This is a genomic window from Pseudomonas sp. LB3P93 (genome assembly GCF_054898025.1).
On record NZ_CM142713.1, the window covers coordinates 1,547,684 to 1,569,215 of the forward strand.

20 protein-coding genes and 1 tRNA gene are annotated in these 21,532 nt (G+C 59.8%); 19 read left to right on the forward strand and 2 right to left on the reverse strand.

What is annotated here, in order from left to right; translation table 11 throughout:
- Positions 1-4: 4 nt before the first annotated feature.
- From ACYZT8_RS06870 to ACYZT8_RS06905, 8 genes are all read left to right on the forward strand, one after another.
- Complete coding sequence (locus ACYZT8_RS06870; protein ID WP_131060376.1) at positions 5-763, forward strand: MBL fold metallo-hydrolase; 759 nt, start codon at positions 5-7, stop codon at positions 761-763.
- Between the two features lie 28 nt (positions 764-791).
- Positions 792-1,505, forward strand: a complete 714-nt coding sequence (purC, locus tag ACYZT8_RS06875; RefSeq protein ID WP_008034929.1) for a phosphoribosylaminoimidazolesuccinocarboxamide synthase — start codon at positions 792-794, stop codon at positions 1,503-1,505.
- Positions 1,506-1,588: 83 nt separating this feature from the next.
- Positions 1,589-1,678: transfer RNA gene (locus ACYZT8_RS06880), tRNA-Ser, on the forward strand.
- A 271-nt stretch (positions 1,679-1,949) separates the two neighbouring features.
- Entirely contained in the window at positions 1,950-2,255 is a 306-nt protein-coding gene (locus ACYZT8_RS06885) for a type II toxin-antitoxin system TacA family antitoxin (RefSeq protein ID WP_461957644.1), read from the forward strand.
- Positions 2,227-2,778 (forward strand): GNAT family N-acetyltransferase, encoded by a 552-nt coding sequence (locus ACYZT8_RS06890; RefSeq protein WP_461980095.1) that lies wholly within the window; start codon positions 2,227-2,229, stop codon positions 2,776-2,778. The genes ACYZT8_RS06885 and ACYZT8_RS06890 overlap by 29 nt, the downstream gene beginning before the upstream one ends.
- 207 nt (positions 2,779-2,985) lie before the next feature.
- A complete protein-coding gene (locus ACYZT8_RS06895; RefSeq protein WP_461980096.1) occupies positions 2,986-3,309 on the forward strand; it encodes a hypothetical protein in 324 nt (107 codons plus the stop codon).
- Positions 3,310-3,557: 248 nt separating this feature from the next.
- Positions 3,558-3,923, forward strand: a complete 366-nt coding sequence (locus ACYZT8_RS06900; RefSeq protein WP_461980097.1) for a hypothetical protein — start codon at positions 3,558-3,560, stop codon at positions 3,921-3,923.
- Positions 3,916-4,227 carry a hypothetical protein gene (locus tag ACYZT8_RS06905; RefSeq protein ID WP_461980098.1) on the forward strand — a complete coding sequence of 104 codons (312 nt, stop codon included), beginning with the start codon at positions 3,916-3,918 and terminating at the stop codon, positions 4,225-4,227. The genes ACYZT8_RS06900 and ACYZT8_RS06905 overlap by 8 nt, the downstream gene beginning before the upstream one ends.
- A gap of 95 nt (positions 4,228-4,322) precedes the next feature.
- On the opposite strand, the gene ACYZT8_RS06910 is transcribed toward ACYZT8_RS06905, so the two are convergent.
- Both ACYZT8_RS06910 and ACYZT8_RS06915 read right to left on the reverse strand, forming a co-directional pair.
- A complete protein-coding gene (locus ACYZT8_RS06910; RefSeq protein ID WP_461982386.1) occupies positions 4,323-4,922 on the reverse strand; it encodes a cupin domain-containing protein in 600 nt (199 codons plus the stop codon).
- A gap of 70 nt (positions 4,923-4,992) precedes the next feature.
- Entirely contained in the window at positions 4,993-6,954 is a 1,962-nt protein-coding gene (locus ACYZT8_RS06915; protein WP_461980099.1) for an oxidoreductase, read from the reverse strand.
- A gap of 216 nt (positions 6,955-7,170) precedes the next feature.
- Here ACYZT8_RS06915 and ACYZT8_RS06920 point away from each other — a divergent pair, with 216 nt between their 5' ends.
- The 11 genes from ACYZT8_RS06920 to ACYZT8_RS06970 all read left to right on the forward strand — a co-directional run bounded on the left by ACYZT8_RS06920 (position 7,171) and on the right by ACYZT8_RS06970 (position 21,509).
- Positions 7,171-8,220: an ABC transporter substrate-binding protein gene (locus ACYZT8_RS06920; protein ID WP_461980100.1), complete on the forward strand. Its 1,050-nt coding sequence runs from the start codon at positions 7,171-7,173 to the stop codon at positions 8,218-8,220.
- Between the two features lie 76 nt (positions 8,221-8,296).
- Positions 8,297-9,076 (forward strand): class II aldolase/adducin family protein, encoded by a 780-nt coding sequence (locus tag ACYZT8_RS06925; RefSeq protein WP_461980101.1) that lies wholly within the window; start codon positions 8,297-8,299, stop codon positions 9,074-9,076.
- A gap of 279 nt (positions 9,077-9,355) precedes the next feature.
- Positions 9,356-10,003 carry a TetR family transcriptional regulator C-terminal domain-containing protein gene (locus ACYZT8_RS06930; protein WP_461957652.1) on the forward strand — a complete coding sequence of 216 codons (648 nt, stop codon included), beginning with the start codon at positions 9,356-9,358 and terminating at the stop codon, positions 10,001-10,003.
- 92 nt (positions 10,004-10,095) lie between these two features.
- Entirely contained in the window at positions 10,096-10,812 is a 717-nt protein-coding gene (locus ACYZT8_RS06935) for a response regulator (protein ID WP_461980102.1), read from the forward strand.
- A 5-nt stretch (positions 10,813-10,817) separates the two neighbouring features.
- Positions 10,818-11,591: a substrate-binding periplasmic protein gene (locus ACYZT8_RS06940; RefSeq protein WP_461982388.1), complete on the forward strand. Its 774-nt coding sequence runs from the start codon at positions 10,818-10,820 to the stop codon at positions 11,589-11,591.
- A complete protein-coding gene (locus ACYZT8_RS06945; protein WP_461980103.1) occupies positions 11,588-13,849 on the forward strand; it encodes an ATP-binding protein in 2,262 nt (753 codons plus the stop codon). The genes ACYZT8_RS06940 and ACYZT8_RS06945 overlap by 4 nt, the downstream gene beginning before the upstream one ends.
- Positions 13,850-14,035: 186 nt before the next feature.
- Positions 14,036-15,448, forward strand: coding sequence for an amino acid permease (locus ACYZT8_RS06950; RefSeq protein WP_461980104.1), 1,413 nt, complete (start codon positions 14,036-14,038; stop codon positions 15,446-15,448).
- Between the two features lie 319 nt (positions 15,449-15,767).
- Complete coding sequence (locus ACYZT8_RS06955) at positions 15,768-16,559, forward strand: enoyl-CoA hydratase/isomerase family protein (RefSeq protein ID WP_461980105.1); 792 nt, start codon at positions 15,768-15,770, stop codon at positions 16,557-16,559.
- 53 nt (positions 16,560-16,612) lie between these two features.
- Positions 16,613-17,773: an acyl-CoA dehydrogenase family protein gene (locus ACYZT8_RS06960; RefSeq protein ID WP_461957657.1), complete on the forward strand. Its 1,161-nt coding sequence runs from the start codon at positions 16,613-16,615 to the stop codon at positions 17,771-17,773.
- 18 nt (positions 17,774-17,791) lie between these two features.
- Positions 17,792-19,891, forward strand: a complete 2,100-nt coding sequence (locus tag ACYZT8_RS06965; RefSeq protein WP_461980106.1) for an acetate--CoA ligase family protein — start codon at positions 17,792-17,794, stop codon at positions 19,889-19,891.
- 10 nt (positions 19,892-19,901) lie between these two features.
- Positions 19,902-21,509 carry a 5-guanidino-2-oxopentanoate decarboxylase gene (locus ACYZT8_RS06970; protein WP_461980107.1) on the forward strand — a complete coding sequence of 536 codons (1,608 nt, stop codon included), beginning with the start codon at positions 19,902-19,904 and terminating at the stop codon, positions 21,507-21,509.
- Positions 21,510-21,532: the final 23 nt, after the last annotated feature.

Sequence of the window (21,532 nt, forward strand, 5' to 3'; positions counted from 1 at the left end):
TCACATGCGTTTTGCCGTTCTCGGCAGCGGTAGCCAAGGGAACGGCACGCTGATAGCCAGCGCTGACACGTATGTACTGGTGGATTGTGGTTTCTCCCTGCGGGAAACCGAAAAACGCCTGCTGCGCCTGGGTGTGAACCCTGCGCAGCTGAGCGCGATACTCGTGACCCACGAACATGCCGACCACGTGCATGGCGTGGGTTTGCTGTCTCGGCGCTACAATCTGCCTGTCTACCTCAGTCGCGGGACCCTGCGCGGGATGCGCAAACCGATTGAACCGGCTGGCCTTCTGGCTGGCGGCGAGCAACTGCAGATCGGCGCACTGAGCATCGGCGTCATTGCCGTGGCCCACGATGCACAGGAACCGACGCAGTACGTCTTCAGCGACGGTGAGCGGCGCTTCGGCCTGCTGACCGACCTGGGGTCGTATTGCAACAAGGTGCTGGACGGTTATCGGGACCTCGATGCATTGATGATCGAGTCCAACCATTGCCGTGACATGCTCGCTCGTGGTCACTACCCGTACTTCTTGAAGCAGCGGGTGGGCGGTGAACTGGGACATTTGAACAACCACCAGGCGGCATTCCTGGTGTCTGAGTTGGGCTGGCAAGGCCTGCAACACCTGGTCCTGGCCCATCTGAGCAGCAAGAACAACCTGCCGCAGCTGGCCCGGCAATGTTTTGTCGACACCCTCGGGTGCGACCCGGACTGGCTGCAAATGGCCGATCAAGATTCAGGGCTCGACTGGCGACACATCGCCTAGCCCACCTACTTAGCAAGCGGAGCCCATCATGGAAAAACGTGAAGAACTCTACCGCGGCAAAGCCAAATCGGTTTTCAAGACCGACGACGCTGACCGCTTGATCCTGCTGTTTCGCAACGACACCTCGGCGTTCGACGGCAAGCGCATCGAGCAGCTCGACCGCAAAGGCATGGTGAACAACAAGTTCAACGCCTTCATCATGCAGAAACTCGAAGCCGCCGGCGTGCCGACCCAATTCGACAAACTGCTGGGCGACAACGAATGCCTGGTGAAGAAACTCGACATGATCCCGGTCGAGTGCGTCGTGCGTAACTACGCCGCTGGCAGCCTGGTCAAGCGCCTGGGCGTCGAAGAAGGCATGAAGCTCAACCCTTACACCTTCGAACTGTTCCTGAAAGACGACGCCAAGGGCGACCCGTTCATCAACGAATCCCACGTCGTGGCCTTCGGTTGGGGCACCGCCGAGCAACTGGTTCGCATGAAAGAACTGTCGCTCAAGGTCAACGAAGTCCTGAGCAAACTGTTCGACGACGCCGGCCTGCTACTGGTCGACTTCAAACTCGAATTCGGCGTCTTCTCCGACGGCTCCATCGTCCTGGGCGACGAATTCAGCCCGGACGGCTGCCGTCTGTGGGACAAGGCTACCGGCAAGAAAATGGACAAAGACCGCTTCCGTCAGGGCCTCGGTGACGTCATCGAAGCCTACGAAGAAGTCGCCAATCGTCTGGGCGTACCGCTTTAATCAACGCAAGCATCTGATAGCACGGAAAAATTTTGCTTAGGGGGTTCGCTTCCGGCGAAAGTGTTGTTATGATGCGCGCCGTTGGAGAGATGCCAGAGTGGCCGAATGGGACGGATTCGAAATCCGTTGTACCTTCACCGGTACCTAGGGTTCGAATCCCTATCTCTCCGCCATTACATAGAAAAAGCCCCGTAGCTGAATAAGCTACGGGGTTTTTTCGTTTCTGGTGTTTGAAAAATGTGACCGCGTAGGGGTGTACGGTTATTGTACGGGTGGTATTTGACATCTCTCGCTGCGTACGGCTAGCATCCGTACATTGGTTGGCGCTCATTCCATTGCCTGGGAGTGAGCTGAAACTTTGAAATCACTCATGCTTCTGAGGCGTGGAAAGCAACAAAATGACACTCAGTAAGGGAACACACTCTCCGAAAACGGGTACACCCTATGTTAGAAATTAACGAAATACTCAAAGCACCAAAAAATGCTCGGCTTGAACTCAAAACCACGGATGTCGCTAAAGAGTTCATCCGTAAGGCCGCTTCAATCTCGGGGCTTGATATGACCTCGTTCATTATTTCCTCTGCTTTTGAGAAGGCGGAGGAGGTGATGGAAAAACATCGACGTATCGAGATGTCGGAACAAGCCTATGCCCGAGCTCTGGAGATCCTTAATGAGGATACGGCTCCAACGCTTGGGCTACTGAACCTGATGAGAGGGAAGCATGGGGACAAAAGCGATTCCGGCTTATGAAATTGACAACAATTTGCAAGCTCGTTTTGAGTCTTACCACTATCTGAAAGATTTCGATTGTGGGCTTGTCATGATGGATGAGTACTATAAAAGCGGTTTGAAGCGTGCCTTGAAGAGCGAGAACATCCGGGGCATTGGTGCGATTAATTCGGCGGGAGAAGTCGTCGGCTTTGGTACGCTCACGCTGGGTCACATTGACAAGGTGCTTGCGAAAGCCGCTATCAAAAAATCGAACTTACCGTCTCAACTGCCCGTTGTGAGGATGGTGATGTTTGGTGTGGATCGTCGATATCAAGGGCTTGGAGTCGGTCAGGAAATCCTGAGGCACACATTCATCCAGGCGGCTAAGGTCCACAAAGAGGTGCCTATCAAGGGCCTGTATTTGGACGCGGCACCGAACGCCGTTTCATATTATGAGTCGTTGGGATTTCAATCCCTGAACGAACCAGATATCAGGGGTGGGACCCCCATGCTAGTCGGCATCGAGCCGATCCTGCAGGCGATTGTTGATGCGGCTCAGTAGCGCTACACCCAGTACTCAGCAGTAAATTAAAAAGCCTCCTAACTGAAAAGTTACGGGGCTCTTTTGTTTCTGGGGTTTCAGTTTTTGGGGCGGGGGAGCTCGACCAATGCGTCGAAAATTACAGCAATGCTGTGCGGAGTCACTCTGAATCAAGGTCATTAGCTATCATGCAATAAAGAGCTATATCACCGGATAGCGGGGAAGAGCATGAACAGATGGCGGCGGCTTTGGTTGATTATCAAGCTGATAGTAGCTGTTGCGGCCTGCGTGGCCGTCGCTGTTCAGGCTTTTCTCTACATGATGGAAAGCTCCGACGCCGTGAAAATTCACCCCTTGAGCATTTTGGTTGTCGGGCTGATTTTTGGCTTCATTACTTTTGGACTTCTTTCGCTGATTGAAAGGGGGTTGTTGGGACTGGTGGCCCCGATCATTTCCAGACCTCTAGCCGAACCTCAGAGCGATGCCGGTGCAACGCCGGAGCGGCCACTGACCTTTCCAACTGAAGACCCCACTCATCTAAGAAACCTGTGACCCTGACGCTGGTCAGCTTCGAATAAGAACCGCCTGGACAAATCTCACAGGCAAAATTCCGGGCTGACACAAACAAGCGAATCCTCCTACTTCGTACGCGGATACGTCCGAGATTGATCGAAGGTATATTCGGTTTTCAGCGAAGGCATCAGTCATGACTTCGCGGTCGAGCAGGTGGCTGGACGTTACGCACCATCTTCTGGTTGATCGGTTAATCGATGATTTATTCCCTCAAGGAGGAGGTAGCGATGTACAGCGGCAGTGAAGAAGGTTTGCAGGGCGATGATCAGACCGGGGTGTCACGAGGCAAGCCAATGCCAGGGGATCTTCATCTGGATACCGGGCGGTTGGCTAACATTTTCAAAGAGCGAATCAAGAATACCGAATGCCCGTTCTGTGAGCATGATGAGTGGGAGCTACCGCTTCAGGCCGGGGCGACGGGCGTCGGGTTGCCTTGGGCGCGTGGCAACGAACATCTACGGTCCGGTACGCCGGCAGTGATGCTCAACTGCAAGTTCTGCGGTTTTGTTCGCCTGCATTCGCTCAATGTGCTGGCAGATATCGTCGTCGAAGACGGCACCAAAACCGGTGCGCTGGAGGCCTGCGATGAGTGAGCCTTTTGTGCTGGTAAACCTTGATGAGCATTACCCCGACCGCTTCCCCAGCAACAAAAGGAGTGGCGGAGACGATAAAGGACGAAGACCACAAGGTCCTCCAGGAGAAAACCCATTGGAACCGCGTGTATCCAAACTTGAAACGCATATCGAATACGTCCGGCGTGATCTGAGTGACCTTCGCACTGATTTTCGTGAGCAGCGGAATGACGCTCGAACGGATTTTCGGTTACTGTTTGGCGCTTTAATTACTGCCGCGCTGGGTTTGGCGGCAGTCATGGGGAAAGGATTCGGGTGGTTGTAAACGAATGCGCAAAAAGAAAAACCGGCCAGACGCCGGTTTTTGTGCAGTGGTCGTGCCACCTGAATTTATCAAGCACCGAGACCGCTACCGAGCCCTCAAAACGAAGGCGGCGTAATCACCCAAATCACCACCGCATCCACCTCACCAGGGTTCCCATACCGATGCGGCTCCTGGCTCGAAAAGCTGAAACTATCCCCCTCGCTCAACTGGAAATACCGCTCCCCGACCCACAACTCAAAACTCCCCGACAGCAAATACCCAGCCTCTTCCCCTTCATGGCTGTAACTTTGCTGACTGTAAGTCCCGGGCGGAAACCGTGAATGCAGCATCTCCAACTGCCGATTGGGCTGCGGTGTCAGCAACTGATCCACAATCCCGTCCTCATAGTGGACGCTCATCCGAGTGTTCTTGCGCACCACAACGCCGTTATCTTCAGGCGCCGTATTGCCCTCGCTGGCAAAGAACCACTGAATGGTCACACCCAGACTACGAGCGATATTGAACAGCGCAGGAATCGACGGATAGGCAAGATTCCGTTCCAGCTGGCTGATGTATCCCGCCGTCAGTTCGCTCATCTGCGCCAATTCCGCCAAGGTCATGCCCCGACGTTTACGCAACCCACGAATCCGTGTGCCGAGAAAATGCGGTTCTGCCGTGGCGCTGTCCTGTGTGGGCGCGCTGCTGGCAGGCGGCATCTTGCTGCTGTTGCTCATGGCGTGCTCCAAACCGGGGTGATGTGTAAAAGCCCCGGAGTATAAAACAGCCTCAAAGCGCCCAGGCGACTTTCAAACCTTCGTAGATGGCTTCTTCGGCGGTGCGCGGGGCAAGGCAGTCGCCGATGCGGCGAAATTCCACCAGGCCTTGCAGTTCGGCGCCGAGGGTGTCGACGGGTTGATGGCCCTGGCAGAGCACCAATGTGTCGATGTTTTCGAAGAGCATCGGTTCGCCGCTGGCGGTGTGTTGCAGGTAGACGGTGTTGTCGTCGCAGCCGTACAGGCGGGCGTAAGGGGTGATCGGGATGCCGAGTTTGTGCAGTTCGCCGGCCAGTTGATCGCGCACGTACAGCGGCAGGTTTTCGCCGCAGTGGGTGCCGTTGACGGCCAGTTGCACTTGATGCCCGGCGCGTACCAGACGTTCGGCGATGCCGGGGCCAATCCAGTCGGCTCGCCAGTCGACGACTACCACGGAACGGCCGATTTGCACTTCATCGCGCAGCACTTGCCAGGCGTCGACGACTTGCAGCTCACCGCCGCGCTCGAACGCTGGCCAATACGGTTCGGCGCCGGTGGCGACGATCACCATGTCCGGGCGTTCGCGTTCGACCAGCGCCCGGTCGACGCGGGTGTTGCGTACGACGCGCACACCGGCCAGTTCCATTTCCCGTTGCAGGTTGGTGCTGGCGCCACCGAATTCGGCGCGTCGAGGTAGCAATTGTGCTAGCAAGACCTGGCCGCCGAGTTGTGAGCTGGCTTCGTAGAGGGTCACGTCATGTCCGCGCTGGGCGGCCACGGCAGCGGCTTTCATCCCGGCTGGGCCGCCGCCGGCGATCATGATGCGTTTGCGTTGAGCGGTGGGTTGCCGTTGGCCGAAGATCAGTTCGCGCCCGGTTTCCGGGTGCTGGATGCAGGAAATCGGCAGGCCCTTATGGAAGTGGCCGATGCACGCCTGGTTACAGGCGATGCAGGCGCGCACATCCTCGACGTGGCCGGTGTCGGTTTTGTTGGGCATTTGCGGGTCGCAGATCAGCGCGCGGGTCATGCCACACACATCGGCCTGGCCGCGTGCGATGATCAGTTCGGCTTCTTGCGGTTGGTTGATGCGCCCGGTGACAAACAGTGGAATCGACAGCCCGGCCTTAAAGGTTCCGGCTTCCTTGGCCAGATAAGCAGCTTCGATCGCCATCGGCGGCACGATGTGCACGGCGCCACCCAATGACGCCGAGGTGCCGGCGACAACGTGCACGTAATCCAGAACCGCTTGCAGGGATTGCACGGCGGCCAGGGATTCGTCTTCGGTCAGCCCTTCGGGGTCGCGTTCATCGGCGGAAATGCGCAGGCCGATGATGAAATCTTCATCAGTGTTGGCGCGCACCGCCGCGATCACTTCGCGCAGGAAACGCAGGCGCTGTTCCAGTTCGCCGTTGTAGCCATCGGTGCGACGGTTGACCCGCGGATTGATGAACTGCGCCGGCAGGTAACCATGGCTGGCGACCACTTCCACACCATCGATTCCGGCCTGATACAGGCGTCGGGCAGCGGCCCCGTAACCGGCGACAATCTCGTCGATCATCGCGTGATCCAGCGCCCGAGGCATCACCCGAAACCGCTCGTTGGGCACCGCCGAAGGCGAGTAAGCGACAGCCAGCAAGCCATCGCTGGACTCCATGATTTCCCGACCCGGATGGAAGATTTGTGACAGCACCACGGTGCCGTGAGCATGGCAACTGTCGGCGATTTTTCGATAGCCGTCGATGCAGGCGTCGTCGGTGGCCATCAGCACGTGCGAGGTGTACCGCGCGCTATCGTGCACGCCGGCCACTTGCAACACGATCAGCCCGACGCCGCCTTCGGCCCGCGCGGTGTGGTAGGCGATCAGTTGCTCGTTGACCAGGTTGTCGGTGGGCATCGAGGTGTCGTGGCCGCTGGACATGATGCGGTTTTTCAGGCGTTTGCCACGCAGCTGCAAGGGTTCGAACAGGTGCGCAAAAGCAGGGGACGAGGTCGGCATGAGATGGGTACTCCAGGCAGGCTGAAGCCGAAAGGCCGGGTTTTCGGCGTTGTTATTATTCGCCTATAGAAATTTACCTGTAGTAAAAAATCAACTTGTTTTTTTACTACGGCTCGCAGTAGATTCATTTGGCGCCCGGACCTGGGGCGAACCTCACAACAATAAAAAAGGGTCACGTGGAGGTTATTCGCGTGGCACCTGCAAGAGGAACCACTGATGAAATCGAATACGCTCAAGCACGGTTTTTATCCCTTGTTGCTGTCCCTGGCCATAGGCCTTGGCAGCGCTCAGGCAGCACCGGACATGGTGGTGGTGGGTTACGGCGGTGCCGGTCAGAAAGCTCAGGATGTGGCTTTTTTTCAGCCCTTCAGCGTCGCGGATCACAGCAAGCTGATCCAGAGTGAATACAACGGCGAGATGGCCCGGATCAAAGTGATGGTCGACACCGGCAACGCCGATTGGGACGTGGTGCAGATTGAAGGCCCGGACCTGATGCGCGGTTGCGATGAAGGCATGTATGAAAAACTCGACTGGAAAACCCTGGGTCGCGTCGAGCAGTTGATTCCTGATGCAGCGCAGCCGTGCGGTTCCGCAGCGCTGGTGTGGAGCGTGGCGATTGCCTACGACACGCAGAAGCTGGCGCAGGCCCCGACTTCGTGGGCAGACTTCTGGGACGTGCAGAAAATCCCCGGTAAACGCGGGCTGCGCAAACGTGCAGTGTACAACCTGGAATTCGCCTTGCTGGCCGACGGCGTGAAGGTCGAGGATGTTTATTCAGTGTTGAACACGCCGAAGGGTGTCGACCGGGCCTTCGCCAAACTCACCGAACTCAAACCCTATATCCAGTGGTGGGAGGCCGGCGCGCAACCAGCGCAGTGGCTGACGGCCGGGGATGTGGTGATGACCTCGACGTACAGCGGACGCGTGGCCGCCGCCGCGCAAAGCGGCAGTCATCTCGGGCTGGTCTGGCCGGGCAGTCTGTATGGCATGGATTACTGGGCGATCATCAAGGGCTCCAGACACGTCGATCAGGCCAAGCGCTTTATCGCGTTCGCCAATCAGCCGGACGCCCAGGTCAAGTATGTCGAGCAGATCCCCTATGGCCCGACCAATACTGAAGCAGCCGCCAGACTGGACGGAAAACTCGCGCAATGGGTGCCCACCGCGCCGCAAAACCTGAAGGGCGCGCTGTCGATGGATGTGGCGTTCTGGGTCGATCACGGCGAAGAACTCGAAGAGCGTTTTAATGCTTGGGCCACCAAGTAATCCGTAATCGGCTGGACGTTTCAGCGCGTTCGGCCTTACTGTTTTGCGCAGTCGATCAGCCTGGAGAACCACAACAATGAACGAGATCGCCAACCACCTGCGCAGCGCGACGGAACAGCGTCTGCGCGAAGAGCTGGCTGCCTGTTACCGATTGATCGCGCACTTTCGCATGACCGATCTGATTTTCACCCACATCTCGGTGCGCCTGCCGGGGCCTGAGCATCACTTCCTGATCAATCCGTACGGGCTGATGTTCGATGAAATCACCGCGTCCAATCTGGTGAAAATCGATCTTGATGGCCAGGCCGTAGAACCGTCGCCGCTCCCGGTGAATCCGGCGGGGTTTGTGATTCACAGCGCCATCCACGGTGCACGTGAAGATGCGCGGTGCGTGCTGCACACCCACACCCGATCTGGTTGCGCCGTCGCGGCGTTGAAATGCGGGTTGTTGCCGGTGAATCAGATTTCCATGGAGTTCTATGGTCGGGTTGCCTATCACGACTATGAAGGCGTGGCGTTGGACATGAGCGAGCAGCAACGTCTGGTGCAGGACCTTGGCGACAAGCCGGTGCTGATGCTGCGTAACCACGGTTTGTTGACCGTTGGCGAGACCGTGAGCCAGGCTTTCTTGCGCATGTATTACCTGGAAAAAGCGTGCGAAATCCAGCTCGCTGCGCAGGCTGCGGGTGAACTGGTTTTGCCGCCGAGCGAGGTGTGCGAACACACCGAGCGTCAGTTCAACGATCCTGGCCGGCCGCTGGATGAAGGCGAGTTGAGCGACCCGGATGCGATGCAATTGGCCTGGGCGGCGTTGTTGCGATTGCTTGAGCGGGTGGCGCCGGGTTATCGGGACTGACCTGGGTTTTTGAATGGATGGCGGACTGTCAGGTGACATCAATGTTGGATGTGATGACCCCATCGCGGGCAAGCCGCGCTCCCACAGGGTTTTGTGTCGGGCACAAATAGCCGGTTTGCACAGATCAAATGTGGGAGCGTGGCTTGCCCGCGATGGGCGTGACAAGGTCTCAGAGACATTCAACCGACTGGAGACTTGCCACACTCTTGCTGTACAGTCGTTCAGCCCGCGGATTGTCCAGCCGCGCCCTGAATGATTGATCCACGGAGAGTGTCGCGCATGAGTCAGGAAGCCCGTTTTTCCCGCATGGAGCCGGAGTTGCGCAAGGCCAACCTGATCGAAGCCACGCTGGTTTGCCTCAAGCGCCACGGCTTCCAGGGCGCGTCGATCCGCAAGATTTCCGCCGAGGCCGGCGTCTCGGTCGGGTTGATCAGCCATCACTATTCCGGCAAGGATGAACTGGTGGCCGAGGCCTACCGGGCGATTACCGGTCGGGTCATGAGTTTGCTGCGCGAGGCGATGCAGCACGCAGCACCCAACGCCCGTGAGCGCTTGTCGGCGTTCTTCCGCGGATCGTTCTCCGCCGAACTGCTCGACCCGCAACTGATTGATGCCTGGCTGGCATTTTGGGGGGCGGTGCGCACGGCCGAGTCAATCAACCTCGCGCACGAGCATTCTTACGGCGAGTACCGCGGCATCTTGCGCAAAGTCCTGACCGATTTGGCGCAAGAGGAGGGCTGGGAAAACTTCGACGCCGATCTGGCTGCCATCAGCCTCAGTGCGTTGCTCGACGGTTTGTGGCTGGAGTCGGGCCTCAACCCCGGCACCTTTACCCCAGAGCAAGGCATCCAGATTTGCGAAGCCTGGGTCGATGGATTGCAGGCCGGCGGTCGCCAACGGTTTTGCGTCCAGACGACGGGCTGTTGATCGGTCGTTCAGCTGTCGATACTCTCTGATGCCAAGGCAACAAAACACTCTAATAAGAAACACGCCTTCGGGCATACGCGGGACACCTAGCGATGACTCCTCGGGTACTGATCGTCGATGACGATCCGCTGATTCGCGAACTGCTGCACGCCTACCTGTCCCAGGAAGGTTATGAAGTGCATTGCGCGGCCACGGCGGAGCTGGCCGAAACCTTTCTGGCGAGCCAGGCGGTTGATCTGGTGATGCTCGATATCCGCCTGCCGGGCAAGGACGGCCTGACCTTGACCCGGGAGCTGCGGGTCCGTTCGGAAGTCGGGATCATTCTGATCACCGGGCGCAACGATGAAATCGACCGCATTGTCGGCCTCGAATGCGGCGCCGATGACTACGTGATCAAACCCCTCAACCCACGCGAACTGGTGTCCCGGGCGAAAAACCTGATACGCCGGGTCCGTCACGCGCAGATGCCCCAACCCGTACCGACTATCGTAAAACCGGTCAAACAGTTCGCCGACTGGGCGCTGGACACTGATCGCCGGCGGTTGATCGACCCCTCCGGCAGCGAAACCCTGCTGACCCACGGCGAGTACCAGTTGCTTAGCGTGTTCCTGCGCAACAGCGGCCATACCTTGAGCCGCGATCAGTTGATGGACCAGATCCGCAACCGCGAGTGGGTGCCCAATGATCGCTCCATTGACGTGCTGGTCGGACGTCTGCGACGCAAGTTGCACGACGACCCGGCCGAGCCGCAACTGATCATCACCATCCACGGCGCCGGTTACCTGTTCACCGCCAGCGTGGCGGCTTGAGTTTTATGTGGCGGGTGTTTGTGCTGCTGTTGGCGCTGGTCGCGAACAGCGCGATGGGGGCGCAAAAGATTCGCTACTGCGACTATCCGGTGTATCCACCGATCTCCTGGAGCGACGGCAAACAAGTGCGTGGCCTGGCCCCGAGCGTGGTGAAAAACCTCTTCGAAAAACTCGGCTACGAAGTGGAAATCGTCGTGCTCGGCAACTGGAAACGCTGCCTGCTCGACGCCGCCGAAGGCCGGGTCGATGTGGTGTTGGCCTACAACACCGCGCAACGGGAGCAGAGCATGATTTTTTCCACGGTGCCGGTGCTGCGTGAAGAGGTCGCGTTGTTCATCAATCGCCAGCGTCCGGTGAAATTCGAGCGTCTGGAGGACCTGGCCAATTACCGTGGCGGGCTGTTGTTCGGTGAAAGTTATGGCGTGGAGTTCGACCGCCTGGTCGCACAACACCAGAACATCGAGTGGGTCTCTGACAGCCGCCAGAACTTCGGCAAACTGATCCGCGGGCGCATCGACTTCATCACCTCGGAGCGACGCACTGGTGAGCTGTACGTCGAAAACCTGCCAGGCGCGCAAGACATCGTCGCGTTGCCAACGTCCTTGAGCGTGGACTACCTGCGGATTGCGGTATCACGCCATTCGCCGCTGGCCAGCCGCATGCCGGACATCGATGCGCAACTCAAACGCATGGTCGATGCCGGAGAGGTCGACCGTTTGCTCAACGAAAGCGAAGTCACCTACCGCGACATGGTCAACCTGCCGGCGAATTCGCCATGATCCGCGCTCGACCCAGTGGACTGTTGCGGCGTCTGCTGCTGTTCATTTTGCTATTCAGCCTGTGCTTCACCGTACTGGCGAGCACCGTGCAGTTGTACTTCGAATACCGTCGCGAAATGCGCGACATCGACTCACGCATGGAGCTGATTCGCGCCGGGTATCTGGCCAGCCTGGAGCGCAGTCTCTGGGATTTGAACCAGGATCAATTGAATGTGCAGCTGCGCGGCCTGGTGGATTTCTCCGATGTGGCGCGGGTGCATCTGACCAGCCCTGATTTCGATTTGCTGCATGGCAGCGCGGACCCGGTCGGACCGCTGCGTATCGAGCGTTTTCAACTGGACTATCAGCCGCCGTCCGGGCCATTGCGACAGCTGGGGCAGTTGGAAGTCAGCACCGATCTGGGGGCCGTGCATCAACGTTTGTATGCCACTGGTTTAACCAGCTTGCTGTGGATGAGCGTGTTTTTGTGCGGGCTGGCGGTGGCGCTGTCGGGGCTGTTTTATCGACTGGTGACGCGGCACCTGCAAGTCATGGCCGATTTTGCCCGACGCATCGCCGCCGGTGACTGGCACGAGCCCTTGCAACTGGACAAACGTCGCAACGCTAACGAGGACGAAATCGACACCGTGGCCCATGCGCTGGACGACATGCGCCGAGCGATCCTCAGCGACATTGATCGCCGGGAAGCCGATCGATTGGCCCTGCAAGACAACCGCGATGAACTGCTGCGAATGGTCGAGCGCCGCACCGCCAGCCTGATGCGTGCCAAGGACGAAGCCGAGGCAGCCAACCTTGCGAAATCGCGATTCCTCGCGACCATGAGCCACGAATTGCGCACCCCGCTCAACGGCATTCTCGGCATGGCCGAATTGCTGCGCGGCGCGAGTCTGGATGAGCGCGACGGTAAACGTCTGGATGCGTTGTACAAGGCAGGCGAAGGATTGCTGTCGATTCTCAATGAAGTGCTGTATTTCGCTCGGCTGGAAGAAGGTGTCAGCCACCCGGAACCGGTGGATTTTTCGCTCCGTCAGTTGCTGGATGAGGTGCTGACACTGCTGGAACCGCGCGCGTTGAGCAACGACACGACGCTGCACTGTCGGATGGATCCGCAGGTCGCTGACCGGCACCACGGCGCCGAACAATTCTTGCGTCAGGTTTTGAGCAACTTGCTGGCCAACGCGATCAAGTTCACCGAGGGCGGAAAGGTTAAGGTCGAGGTCTTGCTGCTGGCTCCGATCCCGGAGCAGACCGGGCAACGGCTGCGCGTGAGTGTGACGGACAACGGCATCGGCATTGCGCCGGCGGTGCAGGAAAAGATTTTCGAGCGCTTCACTCAGGCCAGTGAGGAAGTGGCGCAACGCTTCGGTGGAACCGGTCTCGGATTAGCCATTTGCAAACATCTGGTGGAGCAGTTGGGCGGGCGGATCGGCGTTGAAAGTGAAGTCGGGCGGGGCAGCTGTTTCTGGTTCGAAGTGACGTTGCAGCCCTCGGCTGGCACCGCCGATGTGGCGTTAAGCAGCGAGCCCGGCCATGCGCTGAAGATTCTGGTGGTCGAGGACGTGGCGCTGAACCGCGAAGTGGTCAGCGGCTTGCTGCAACGGGACGGGCATCAAGTCTGGCTCGCCGAAGACGGCGAACAGGCGCTGATGCAATGCGCCGGGCAGGCGTTCGATTTGATCCTGCTTGATGTGCACCTGCCGGGCATCAGCGGTGTCGAGTTGTGCACATTGATCCGCCGCACCGAAGGCCCGAACCGCCACTGCCGAATCTTCGCCCTGACCGCCAGCGTGCAGCCGGCGCTGGTGCGCGGTTATCTGGATGCAGGGATGGATGGCATTCTCGCCAAACCGCTGAAGCTCGACAATCTGCGTCAGGCGCTGGCCGGGCATTCACCAACACCCGCGCCGCAGCCTGAAGACGAAACGATGGATTGGCCGCTGCTGGACACTCACCGCACCTTGCTCGGTGAACAGAAGCTCCAGGGCTTACTGGCGGTGTTGCGCGATTCGATCAGTCAGCATCGTGAGGCGCTCACGGAAGCAATCGAGGCCGACGATTGCACCGAAGTCGCTCATCTGGCGCATCGCCTGGCCGGCAGCAGCGATTCATTGGGTTTTCGTGCACTGGCCAACGCGTTACGCGCGCTGGAAGAGGCCGCGCTGGTCAACGACGAATCAAGGTTGCGGGCATTGGCGCCGCAGGTTGATGCGCAATTGCGGCATTCGCAACAGACGCTGGCTGACCTGCTACGCACCTGACGTACAAGTTCGTTACGACTTTTTACAACTTCGATCGTTACGGTCAACGTGAGCTTACATGGTCTTCCAATAATCGAGGCAACCGCCACAGCGCGGTCTTCGAAGCTTATTGGAGATAATAATAATGAACCGCCGTAAAGCTGATCCCTCCTCGCGCTACGCGCACCTTGCTGATGGGGTGCGGACATGAGCGAATCTACCGAACGTAAAGGCATCCAACTGACCCGCGCTTTAAAGAGCCGACACATTTTCATGTTGTCCCTGGGCGGCGTGATCGGCACCGGGCTGTTCATGGGCTCCGGGGTGACGATCAATCAGGGCGGGCCGGTGGGGGCGATTCTGGCCTACCTGGTCGCCGGTTTCCTGATGTACCTGGTGATGGTTTGCCTGGGCGAACTGTCCGTGCAAATGCCAGTCTCCGGCTCTTTTCAAACCCATGCGACCAAGTTCATCGGGCCGGCCACCGGGTTCATGATCGGCTGGGTGTACTGGATGAGTTGGGCGACGACTGTGGGTCTTGAGTTCACGGCGGCAGGCATGCTGATGGAGCGCTGGTTCCCGACCATTCCGATCTGGTACTGGTCGGCGCTGTTTGTGGTGGTGCTATTCGGCCTGAACGCATTGGCGACGCGCGCCTTCGGTGAAGCGGAATACTGGTTCTCCGGGATCAAGGTCGCGGCGATTCTCGGTTTTATCGTAGTCGGCGTGTTGGTGATCTTCGGTGCGATCCCGCTGACCAGCGGTGCACCGGCGCCGATGATGAGTAATTTGATTGGCGACTCGCTGTTCCCCAACGGCATGTCCGCAGTGTTCGCGGTGATGATGACGGTGGTCTACGCCTTTCAGGGTTGCGAGATCATGGGCGTGGCCGCCGGCGAAACCGATCAGCCGGAAAAAAGCATCCCCCGCGCCGTTCGCAACGTGGTGTTTCGCGTATTGATTTTCTATGTGCTGGCGATCGTGGTGCTGTCGGCGATCGTGCCGTGGCAGCAGGCCGGGTTGATGGAAAGTCCGTTTGTGCAGGTGTTCGACATGGTCGGCATTCCTTATGCGGCCGACCTGATGAACTTCGTGATCCTCACGGCGATTCTGTCGGTGGGCAACTCCGGCCTTTACGCCTCGACGCGCATTCTGTGGGCGATGTCGAAGACCGGCATGGCGCCGAAAAGTCTATCGCCATTGAGCAAGCGCGGCGTGCCGTTGCGAGCGCTGAGCATCACCCTGTGCTTCGCGCTGGTGTCGTTGATGACCAGCTTCGTCGCGGCGGACACGTTGTTCATGGTGCTGATGGCGGTGAGCGGCATGTCCGGCACGGTGACCTGGATTGTGATCGCACTGGCGCAGTACAAATTCCGCAAGGCCTACCTGCGCGATGGCGGCAAGCTCAGCGATTTGAAGTACCGCGCGCCGTGGTTCCCGCTGCTGCCGCTGACGTGCATTGCGTTGTGCTGCTCGCTGTTCGTGTTCCTGGCACTGGATGAGACGCAGCGTCCTTCGTTGTATTGGGGCTTTGGGTTCATCGCGGTGTGCTACGCCGCGTATTTCCTGACTCAACGCAAACGCCAGGCGGTGCTGGCGCCGAGCCTGCCGACGGCGTAACCGCACACACCAACGCAAAACCATGTGGGAGCGAGCCTGCTCGCGATGACGGTGAATCAGTCAACAGAGATGTTGAATGGTATTCCGTCATCGCGAGCAGGCTCGCTCCCACAGTTGTTTACGCAGTTGTTCAAAGTTGTAACAGCACAGCCGCTGCAAAACCGGATCTGAGGAATTAATACAATAAAATCAATCATTTACTAAGTAAATGAGACTGTTACAGCCCATTTCCTCGCCAATTGCCGTCTTACTGAACACTCGTTTAGTATGGCCTCAAGTCGCATCACCTCAGGCCAAACACAATAATTCGAGGATTCGCATGACTACTCACATTTCGCTGCTCTGCCAGGTAAAAGCCGGCGTGGCCTGGATCACCCTCGATCGTCCCGATCAGCGCAATGCGCTGGACATTCCGACCCTGAAAAACCTGCACGCCTTACTCGATGAGTTCAACGCCGATCGCTCCGTTCGAGTCGTTGTGCTGACCGGAAGCGGCCGCAGTTTTTGCGCCGGTGCCGACCTCGCCGAGTGGGCCGAAGCCGAAGCCCGTGGCGCTCTCGAAAGCTACGGCTGGACCGAAACCGCCCACGCACTGATGAACCGTTTGTACAGCCTCGAAAAACCGACCATCGCCGCGATCAACGGCACGGCCGTCGGCGCCGGGATGGACCTGACGCTGTGCTGCGACCTGCGCATCGCCGGGCAATCGGCACGGTTCAAGGCCGGCTACACCAGCATGGCCTACTCGCCGGACGCCGGGGCCAGTTGGCATTTGCCACGCCTGATCGGCACTGAACAAGCCAAACGCCTGCTGTTTCTCGACGAAATGTGGAGCGCCGATCGTGCCTTGGCCGCCGGTCTCGTCGGCGAAGTCTGCGCCGATGATCAACTGCACGACGTGACCACTGAACTGGCCACACGCCTGGCCAACGGCCCGACGTTCGCTTTCGCCCAGACCAAAAAACTCATGCGCGAAGGCGCCCAGCGCAGCCTGCCGGAGCAACTGCAAGCCGAGCTCGCCGCCGGCCTGCTCTGCGGTCGCAGCAAGGATGGCGCCGAAGCTTTGCGCGCCGCCATCGAAAAACGCCCGGCCTACTTCAGCGGCCAATAAGCCCGGTGGCTTGCCCCGTACACCTACTCAGCACATGAACAACAGGTAGCCCCATGAATTTCCAACTGACCCAAGAACAAGAAATGTTAGTGGACGCGGTACGCAGCTTTGTCGCCAAGGAACTGCTGCCTCATGAGGAAGCGGTCGACCGCGCCGACGAAGTCTCCCCCGAATTGGCGGCACAGATTCGTGGCAAGGCAATCGCGGCGGGTTTTTATGCCTTCAACATGCCGGAAGAAGTGGGCGGTGGCGGCCTCGATTACCTGTCCCAGGCGCTGATCGAACGTGAACTGTCCAAGGTGTCATGGGCGCTGCATGTGTTCGTCGCGCGGCCATCGAAAATCCTCATGGCCTGCACCGGCGAGCAGATCAACGACTACCTGCTGCCATGCATCCAGGGCGAGAAGATCGATTGCTTCGCGCTGACCGAACCGGGCGCTGGTTCCGATGCCAACGCGATCAAGACCCGCGCCGTGCGCGACGGCGATGACTTCGTTCTCAATGGCAGCAAACACTTCATCAGCCACGCCGGGCACGCCGATTTCGCCATCGTGTTCGCCGTCACCGACACCTACGAGCACAACGGCCGCAAACGCAACGCCGTGACCTCGTTCCTGGTCGATCGCGACACGCCGGGCATGACCATTCGCCGGGGTCCCAAGTGCGTGAGCAACCGCGGTTACCACACCTTTGAAATGTTCTTCGATGACTGCCGCGTACCCGCCAATAAGGTGCTGGGCGAAGTCGGCAAGGGCTGGGAGGTTGCCAATGCCTGGCTCACCGCCGGGCGGGTGATGGTCGCCGCCAACTGCGTCGGTCAGGCGCAACGCGCACTCGACGTGTCGCTGCAATGGGCCGCGGATCGCAAGCAGTTCGGGCAGCCAATCGGCACCTATCAGGGCATCTCGTTCAAGCTCGCCGACATGGTCACGCAGATCCGCGCCGCTGAGCTGCTGACCTTGCACACCGCCTGGAAAATGGACCAGGGGACCATGACCGATGGCGAGGCCGGCATGGCCAAGTTGTTCGCCAGCGAAGTGCTCGGCAAGGTCGCCGATGAGGCGGTGCAGATCTTTGGCGGCATGGGCCTGATGGACGAATGCCCGGTGGAACGCATCTGGCGTAACGCACGGATCGAGCGTGTCTGGGAAGGCACCTCGGAGATTCAGCGTCACATCATTTCCCGCGAATTGCTGCGGCCACTGTTGCGCTGATCCGCCCGGAGAATTGCTATGTCGCAAACGATTCGTGACAACCTCAAACGCTTGCTCGCACCGCGCCACCTGGCGTTTGTCGGTGGTCGCAGCATGGCCCGTGCGCTCAAGCGCTGCGCCGAAGGTGGCTACCTTGGCGAGATGTGGCTGGTCAACCCGCAGCACGACACCCTCGAAGGCGTGCCGTGTGTGCGCAGCATCACCGATCTGCCGTGCGGTCCGGACGCGGTGTTCATCGCGACCAACCGCGAACTGACCCTGACCTGCGTCGCCGAACTGGCCACCAAGGGCGCGGGCGGTGCAATCTGCTACGCCTCCGGGTTTGCCGAAACCGGCGTCGAGGGCCAGGTCTTGCAGCAGCAGTTGCTCCAGGCGGCCGGCAACATGGCCTTGCTCGGCCCCAACTGCTACGGCTTGCTCGACTACCTGCACAGCTCCGCGCTGTGGCCGGTGGCCCATGGCGGCAAACCGGTGGAGAAGGGCGTCGCTGTCCTGACCCAAAGCGGCAACTTTGCTTATAACCTGTCGATGAGCGACCGCTCACTGCCGGTGGCCTACATGGCCTCGGTCGGCAATCAGGCGCAACTGGGCGTCGCCGAGTTGATGGACGTGTTGCTCGACGAGCCGCGCGTCACCGCCATCGGCTTGCACCTCGAAGGCCTGAAAAACGTCCCGGGTTTCGCCCGCGCCGCGCACAAGGCATTGGAGAAGGGCATTCCGATCATCGCCCTGAAAACCGGCGTGTCGCAAATCGGTGCCGAACTGGCGCTCAGTCACACCAGTTCGTTGTCCGGTTCCGATGCGCTGTACGACAGTCTGTTTGCGCGCCTCGGCGTGATCCGCGTCAGTGGCCCGGTGAGTTTTGTCGAAACCCTGAAAGCGGCGGCGTGCGGCAGGCTGCCAACGGGCAACAGCCTGATCGCGTTGGCCTGTTCGGGAGGCGATGCCGGGCTGATTGCCGACTACGCCGAACGCAACGAACTGACCTTGCCCAAACTCGACGAGGGCCAGCGTGAAGAGCTGGCCCACGTGCTGCCGAGCTATGCCAACCTGGTCAATCCACTGGATTTCACCACGGCGATCTGGGGTGACGGCGATGCCTTGAATCGTATGCTCGACAGCGCCCTGCGCACCGAAGCCGATGCGGCGATGTTGGTGCTCGATTACCCGGCGGAATTTACCGGCGAACGCAAAGAATGCGACCTGCTGCTGGAGCTTTACTGCGCCGCCCTGGTCCGCCACGGCAAGACCGGTTTTGTCACCTCGGCGTTCCCGGAATTGCTGCCGGCCCATGCGCGCGAGCGCCTGCATGCCCAAGGCGTGGCGGCGTTGCAAGGTGTCGAAGACGGGCTGGCCGCGTGGGGCCGGATCGCCGGCTATCAGCGCAATCGTCAGGCGCTGCTGGCGCTCGGTGAATCGGCGCTGGTGCCGCATTGCCCGCAAGCGCTGGAAGGCGAAGGTCGCTTGCTCAATGAATGGGATTCCAAAAAAGCCTTGCGCGCCTTTGGCCTGCAGACGCCCAACGGCGTATTGAGCACCCCGGACGAGGCGTTGAGCGACGCCAACGCGCTGGGTTATCCGCTGGTATTGAAAGCGGTCAGTGCCCAACTGCCGCACAAGACTGAAGCCGGCGCCGTGGCGTTGAACCTCAAGGACGTTGCGGCCCTGAGCGCTGCACTGGAAAAAATGCGCGCGAGCATTGCCGATTACGCGCCGCAGGTGCCCTTCGATCAGGTGCTGCTGGAGCCGATGGCCACACCGCCGTTAGCCGAACTGATCGTCGGCATCAAACGCGAAAACGACTTCGGCCTGGCCCTGGTCATCGGTGCCGGCGGGATTCTGGTGGAGTTGCTCAAGGACAGCCGCAGCCTGCTGCTGCCGACCACCGATGGTGCCATCCGCCAAGCGTTGTTGAGCCTGCGCAGCGCCCCGTTGTTGCAAGGTTTTCGTGGTCGCGAAGCGGCGGATCTGGACGCGTTGGTGGCGGCGATTCGTGCGGTGGCCGATTACGCCTGCGAGAACGCCGGGCAGTTGCTGGAACTCGATGTGAACCCATTGTTGGTCGGTGCCCACGGCACGACTGCGGTCGACGCGTTGATTCGCCTCGGCCACGAGTGAGGAAGTGAACATGCAAAGCACAACATTGACCGGCGGCCAGGCCCTGGTGCGTCTTCTGGCCAACTACGGCGTCGACACCGTGTTCGGCATTCCCGGTGTGCACACGCTGGAGTTGTATCGCGGCTTGCCCGGCAGCGGCATTCGTCACGTGCTGACGCGCCACGAGCAAGGCGCCAGTTTCATGGCCGACGGCTACGCGCGGGTCAGCGGCAAACCGGGCGTGTGCTTCATCATCACCGGACCGGGCGTGACCAACGCCGCAACCGGCATCGGCCAGGCGTATGCCGACTCGATTCCGATGCTGGTGATTTCCAGCGTCAACCACACGGCCAGCCTCGGTAAAGGCTGGGGGTGCCTGCACGAAACTCAGGACCAGCGCGCAATCACCGCGCCGATCACCGCGTTCTCGGCGGTGGCGCTCAGTGCCGAAGACCTGCCCGAGTTGATCGCCCGTGCCTACGCGGTGTTCGACAGTGAACGTCCGCGCCCGGTGCACATCTCGGTGCCGCTCGACGTGTTGTCCGCAAAAATCACCCGCGACTGGAGCAATGAAGTGGTGCGTCGGCCAAGCCGTGGCCTACCGGCCTCCACGGCGTTGGACCAGGCGGTGGCCAAGCTGCAAAGCGCCAAGCGGCCGATGATCATCGCTGGCGGTGGCGCCTTGAATGCGCAGCAGCAAGTGCATGAACTCAGCACCCGACTCGCCGCGCCGCTGTTCACCAGCGTTGCGGGCAAAGGCCTGTTGCCGCCGGATGCACCGCTGAATGCCGGATCAACCCTGTGCGTGGAACCGGGCTGGCAACTGATCGCCGAGGCCGACGTGGTGCTGGCGGTCGGCACCGAAATGGCCGACACCGATTTCTGGCGCGAGCGTCTGCCGCTGAATGCCGAACTGCTGCGCGTGGACATCGACCCGCGCAAGTTCAACGATTTCTACCCGTGTGCGGTGGCGCTGCAAGGCGACGCGCAACACACCCTCGCCGCATTGCTCGAACGTCTGTCGCCCGCCAGGCGCGATGCCAGTGCTGCGATTGCGTCCGTCGCCGCACTGCGTGAAGCGGTGCAAAACAGCCACGGCCCGTTGCAGTCGATCCACCAGGCGATCCTCGAACGGATCGCTGCCGAGCTACCGGACGATGCCTTCATCAGCACCGACATGACTCAACTGGCCTACACCGGCAACTACGCCTTCAACAGCCTGGCGCCTCGCAGTTGGTTGCATCCGACCGGTTACGGCACGTTGGGTTACGGCTTGCCGGCGGGCATCGGCGCCAAGTTCGGCGCACCGCAACGGCCCGGTCTGGTGCTGGTCGGCGATGGCGGTTTTCTCTACACCGCGCAAGAGTTGGCGACCGCCGTCGAAGAACTCGACAGCCCGCTGGTGGTGTTGCTCTGGAACAACGACGCGTTGGGGCAGATCCGCGACGACATGATTGGGCTGGATATCGAGCCGATCGGCGTGCTTCCGCGCAACCCGGACTTTGCCGCCCTTGGTCGCGCGTTCGGTTGCACGGTGAACGAGCCGCAGAGCCTGGCCGAGCTGCAAACCGATTTGCGTCATGGCTTCAAGCGCAACGGCGTGACCCTGATCGAACTCAAGCATGCGTGCGCGCTCTGATTTCCAATTTTTTAAAGGGATAC

Coding starts and splice junctions, on each gene's coding strand:
- ACYZT8_RS06870 (WP_131060376.1), top strand. CDS start 5: ATGCGTTTTGCCGTTCTCGGCAGCGGTAGCCAAGGGAACGGCACGCTG.
- purC (WP_008034929.1), top strand. CDS start 792: ATGGAAAAACGTGAAGAACTCTACCGCGGCAAAGCCAAATCGGTTTTC.
- ACYZT8_RS06885 (WP_461957644.1), top strand. CDS start 1,950: ATGTTAGAAATTAACGAAATACTCAAAGCACCAAAAAATGCTCGGCTT.
- ACYZT8_RS06890 (WP_461980095.1), top strand. CDS start 2,227: ATGGGGACAAAAGCGATTCCGGCTTATGAAATTGACAACAATTTGCAA.
- ACYZT8_RS06895 (WP_461980096.1), top strand. CDS start 2,986: ATGAACAGATGGCGGCGGCTTTGGTTGATTATCAAGCTGATAGTAGCT.
- ACYZT8_RS06900 (WP_461980097.1), top strand. CDS start 3,558: ATGTACAGCGGCAGTGAAGAAGGTTTGCAGGGCGATGATCAGACCGGG.
- ACYZT8_RS06905 (WP_461980098.1), top strand. CDS start 3,916: ATGAGTGAGCCTTTTGTGCTGGTAAACCTTGATGAGCATTACCCCGAC.
- ACYZT8_RS06910 (WP_461982386.1), bottom strand. CDS start 4,922: ATGCCGCCTGCCAGCAGCGCGCCCACACAGGACAGCGCCACGGCAGAA.
- ACYZT8_RS06915 (WP_461980099.1), bottom strand. CDS start 6,954: ATGCCGACCTCGTCCCCTGCTTTTGCGCACCTGTTCGAACCCTTGCAG.
- ACYZT8_RS06920 (WP_461980100.1), top strand. CDS start 7,171: ATGAAATCGAATACGCTCAAGCACGGTTTTTATCCCTTGTTGCTGTCC.
- ACYZT8_RS06925 (WP_461980101.1), top strand. CDS start 8,297: ATGAACGAGATCGCCAACCACCTGCGCAGCGCGACGGAACAGCGTCTG.
- ACYZT8_RS06930 (WP_461957652.1), top strand. CDS start 9,356: ATGAGTCAGGAAGCCCGTTTTTCCCGCATGGAGCCGGAGTTGCGCAAG.
- ACYZT8_RS06935 (WP_461980102.1), top strand. CDS start 10,096: ATGACTCCTCGGGTACTGATCGTCGATGACGATCCGCTGATTCGCGAA.
- ACYZT8_RS06940 (WP_461982388.1), top strand. CDS start 10,818: ATGTGGCGGGTGTTTGTGCTGCTGTTGGCGCTGGTCGCGAACAGCGCG.
- ACYZT8_RS06945 (WP_461980103.1), top strand. CDS start 11,588: ATGATCCGCGCTCGACCCAGTGGACTGTTGCGGCGTCTGCTGCTGTTC.
- ACYZT8_RS06950 (WP_461980104.1), top strand. CDS start 14,036: ATGAGCGAATCTACCGAACGTAAAGGCATCCAACTGACCCGCGCTTTA.
- ACYZT8_RS06955 (WP_461980105.1), top strand. CDS start 15,768: ATGACTACTCACATTTCGCTGCTCTGCCAGGTAAAAGCCGGCGTGGCC.
- ACYZT8_RS06960 (WP_461957657.1), top strand. CDS start 16,613: ATGAATTTCCAACTGACCCAAGAACAAGAAATGTTAGTGGACGCGGTA.
- ACYZT8_RS06965 (WP_461980106.1), top strand. CDS start 17,792: ATGTCGCAAACGATTCGTGACAACCTCAAACGCTTGCTCGCACCGCGC.
- ACYZT8_RS06970 (WP_461980107.1), top strand. CDS start 19,902: ATGCAAAGCACAACATTGACCGGCGGCCAGGCCCTGGTGCGTCTTCTG.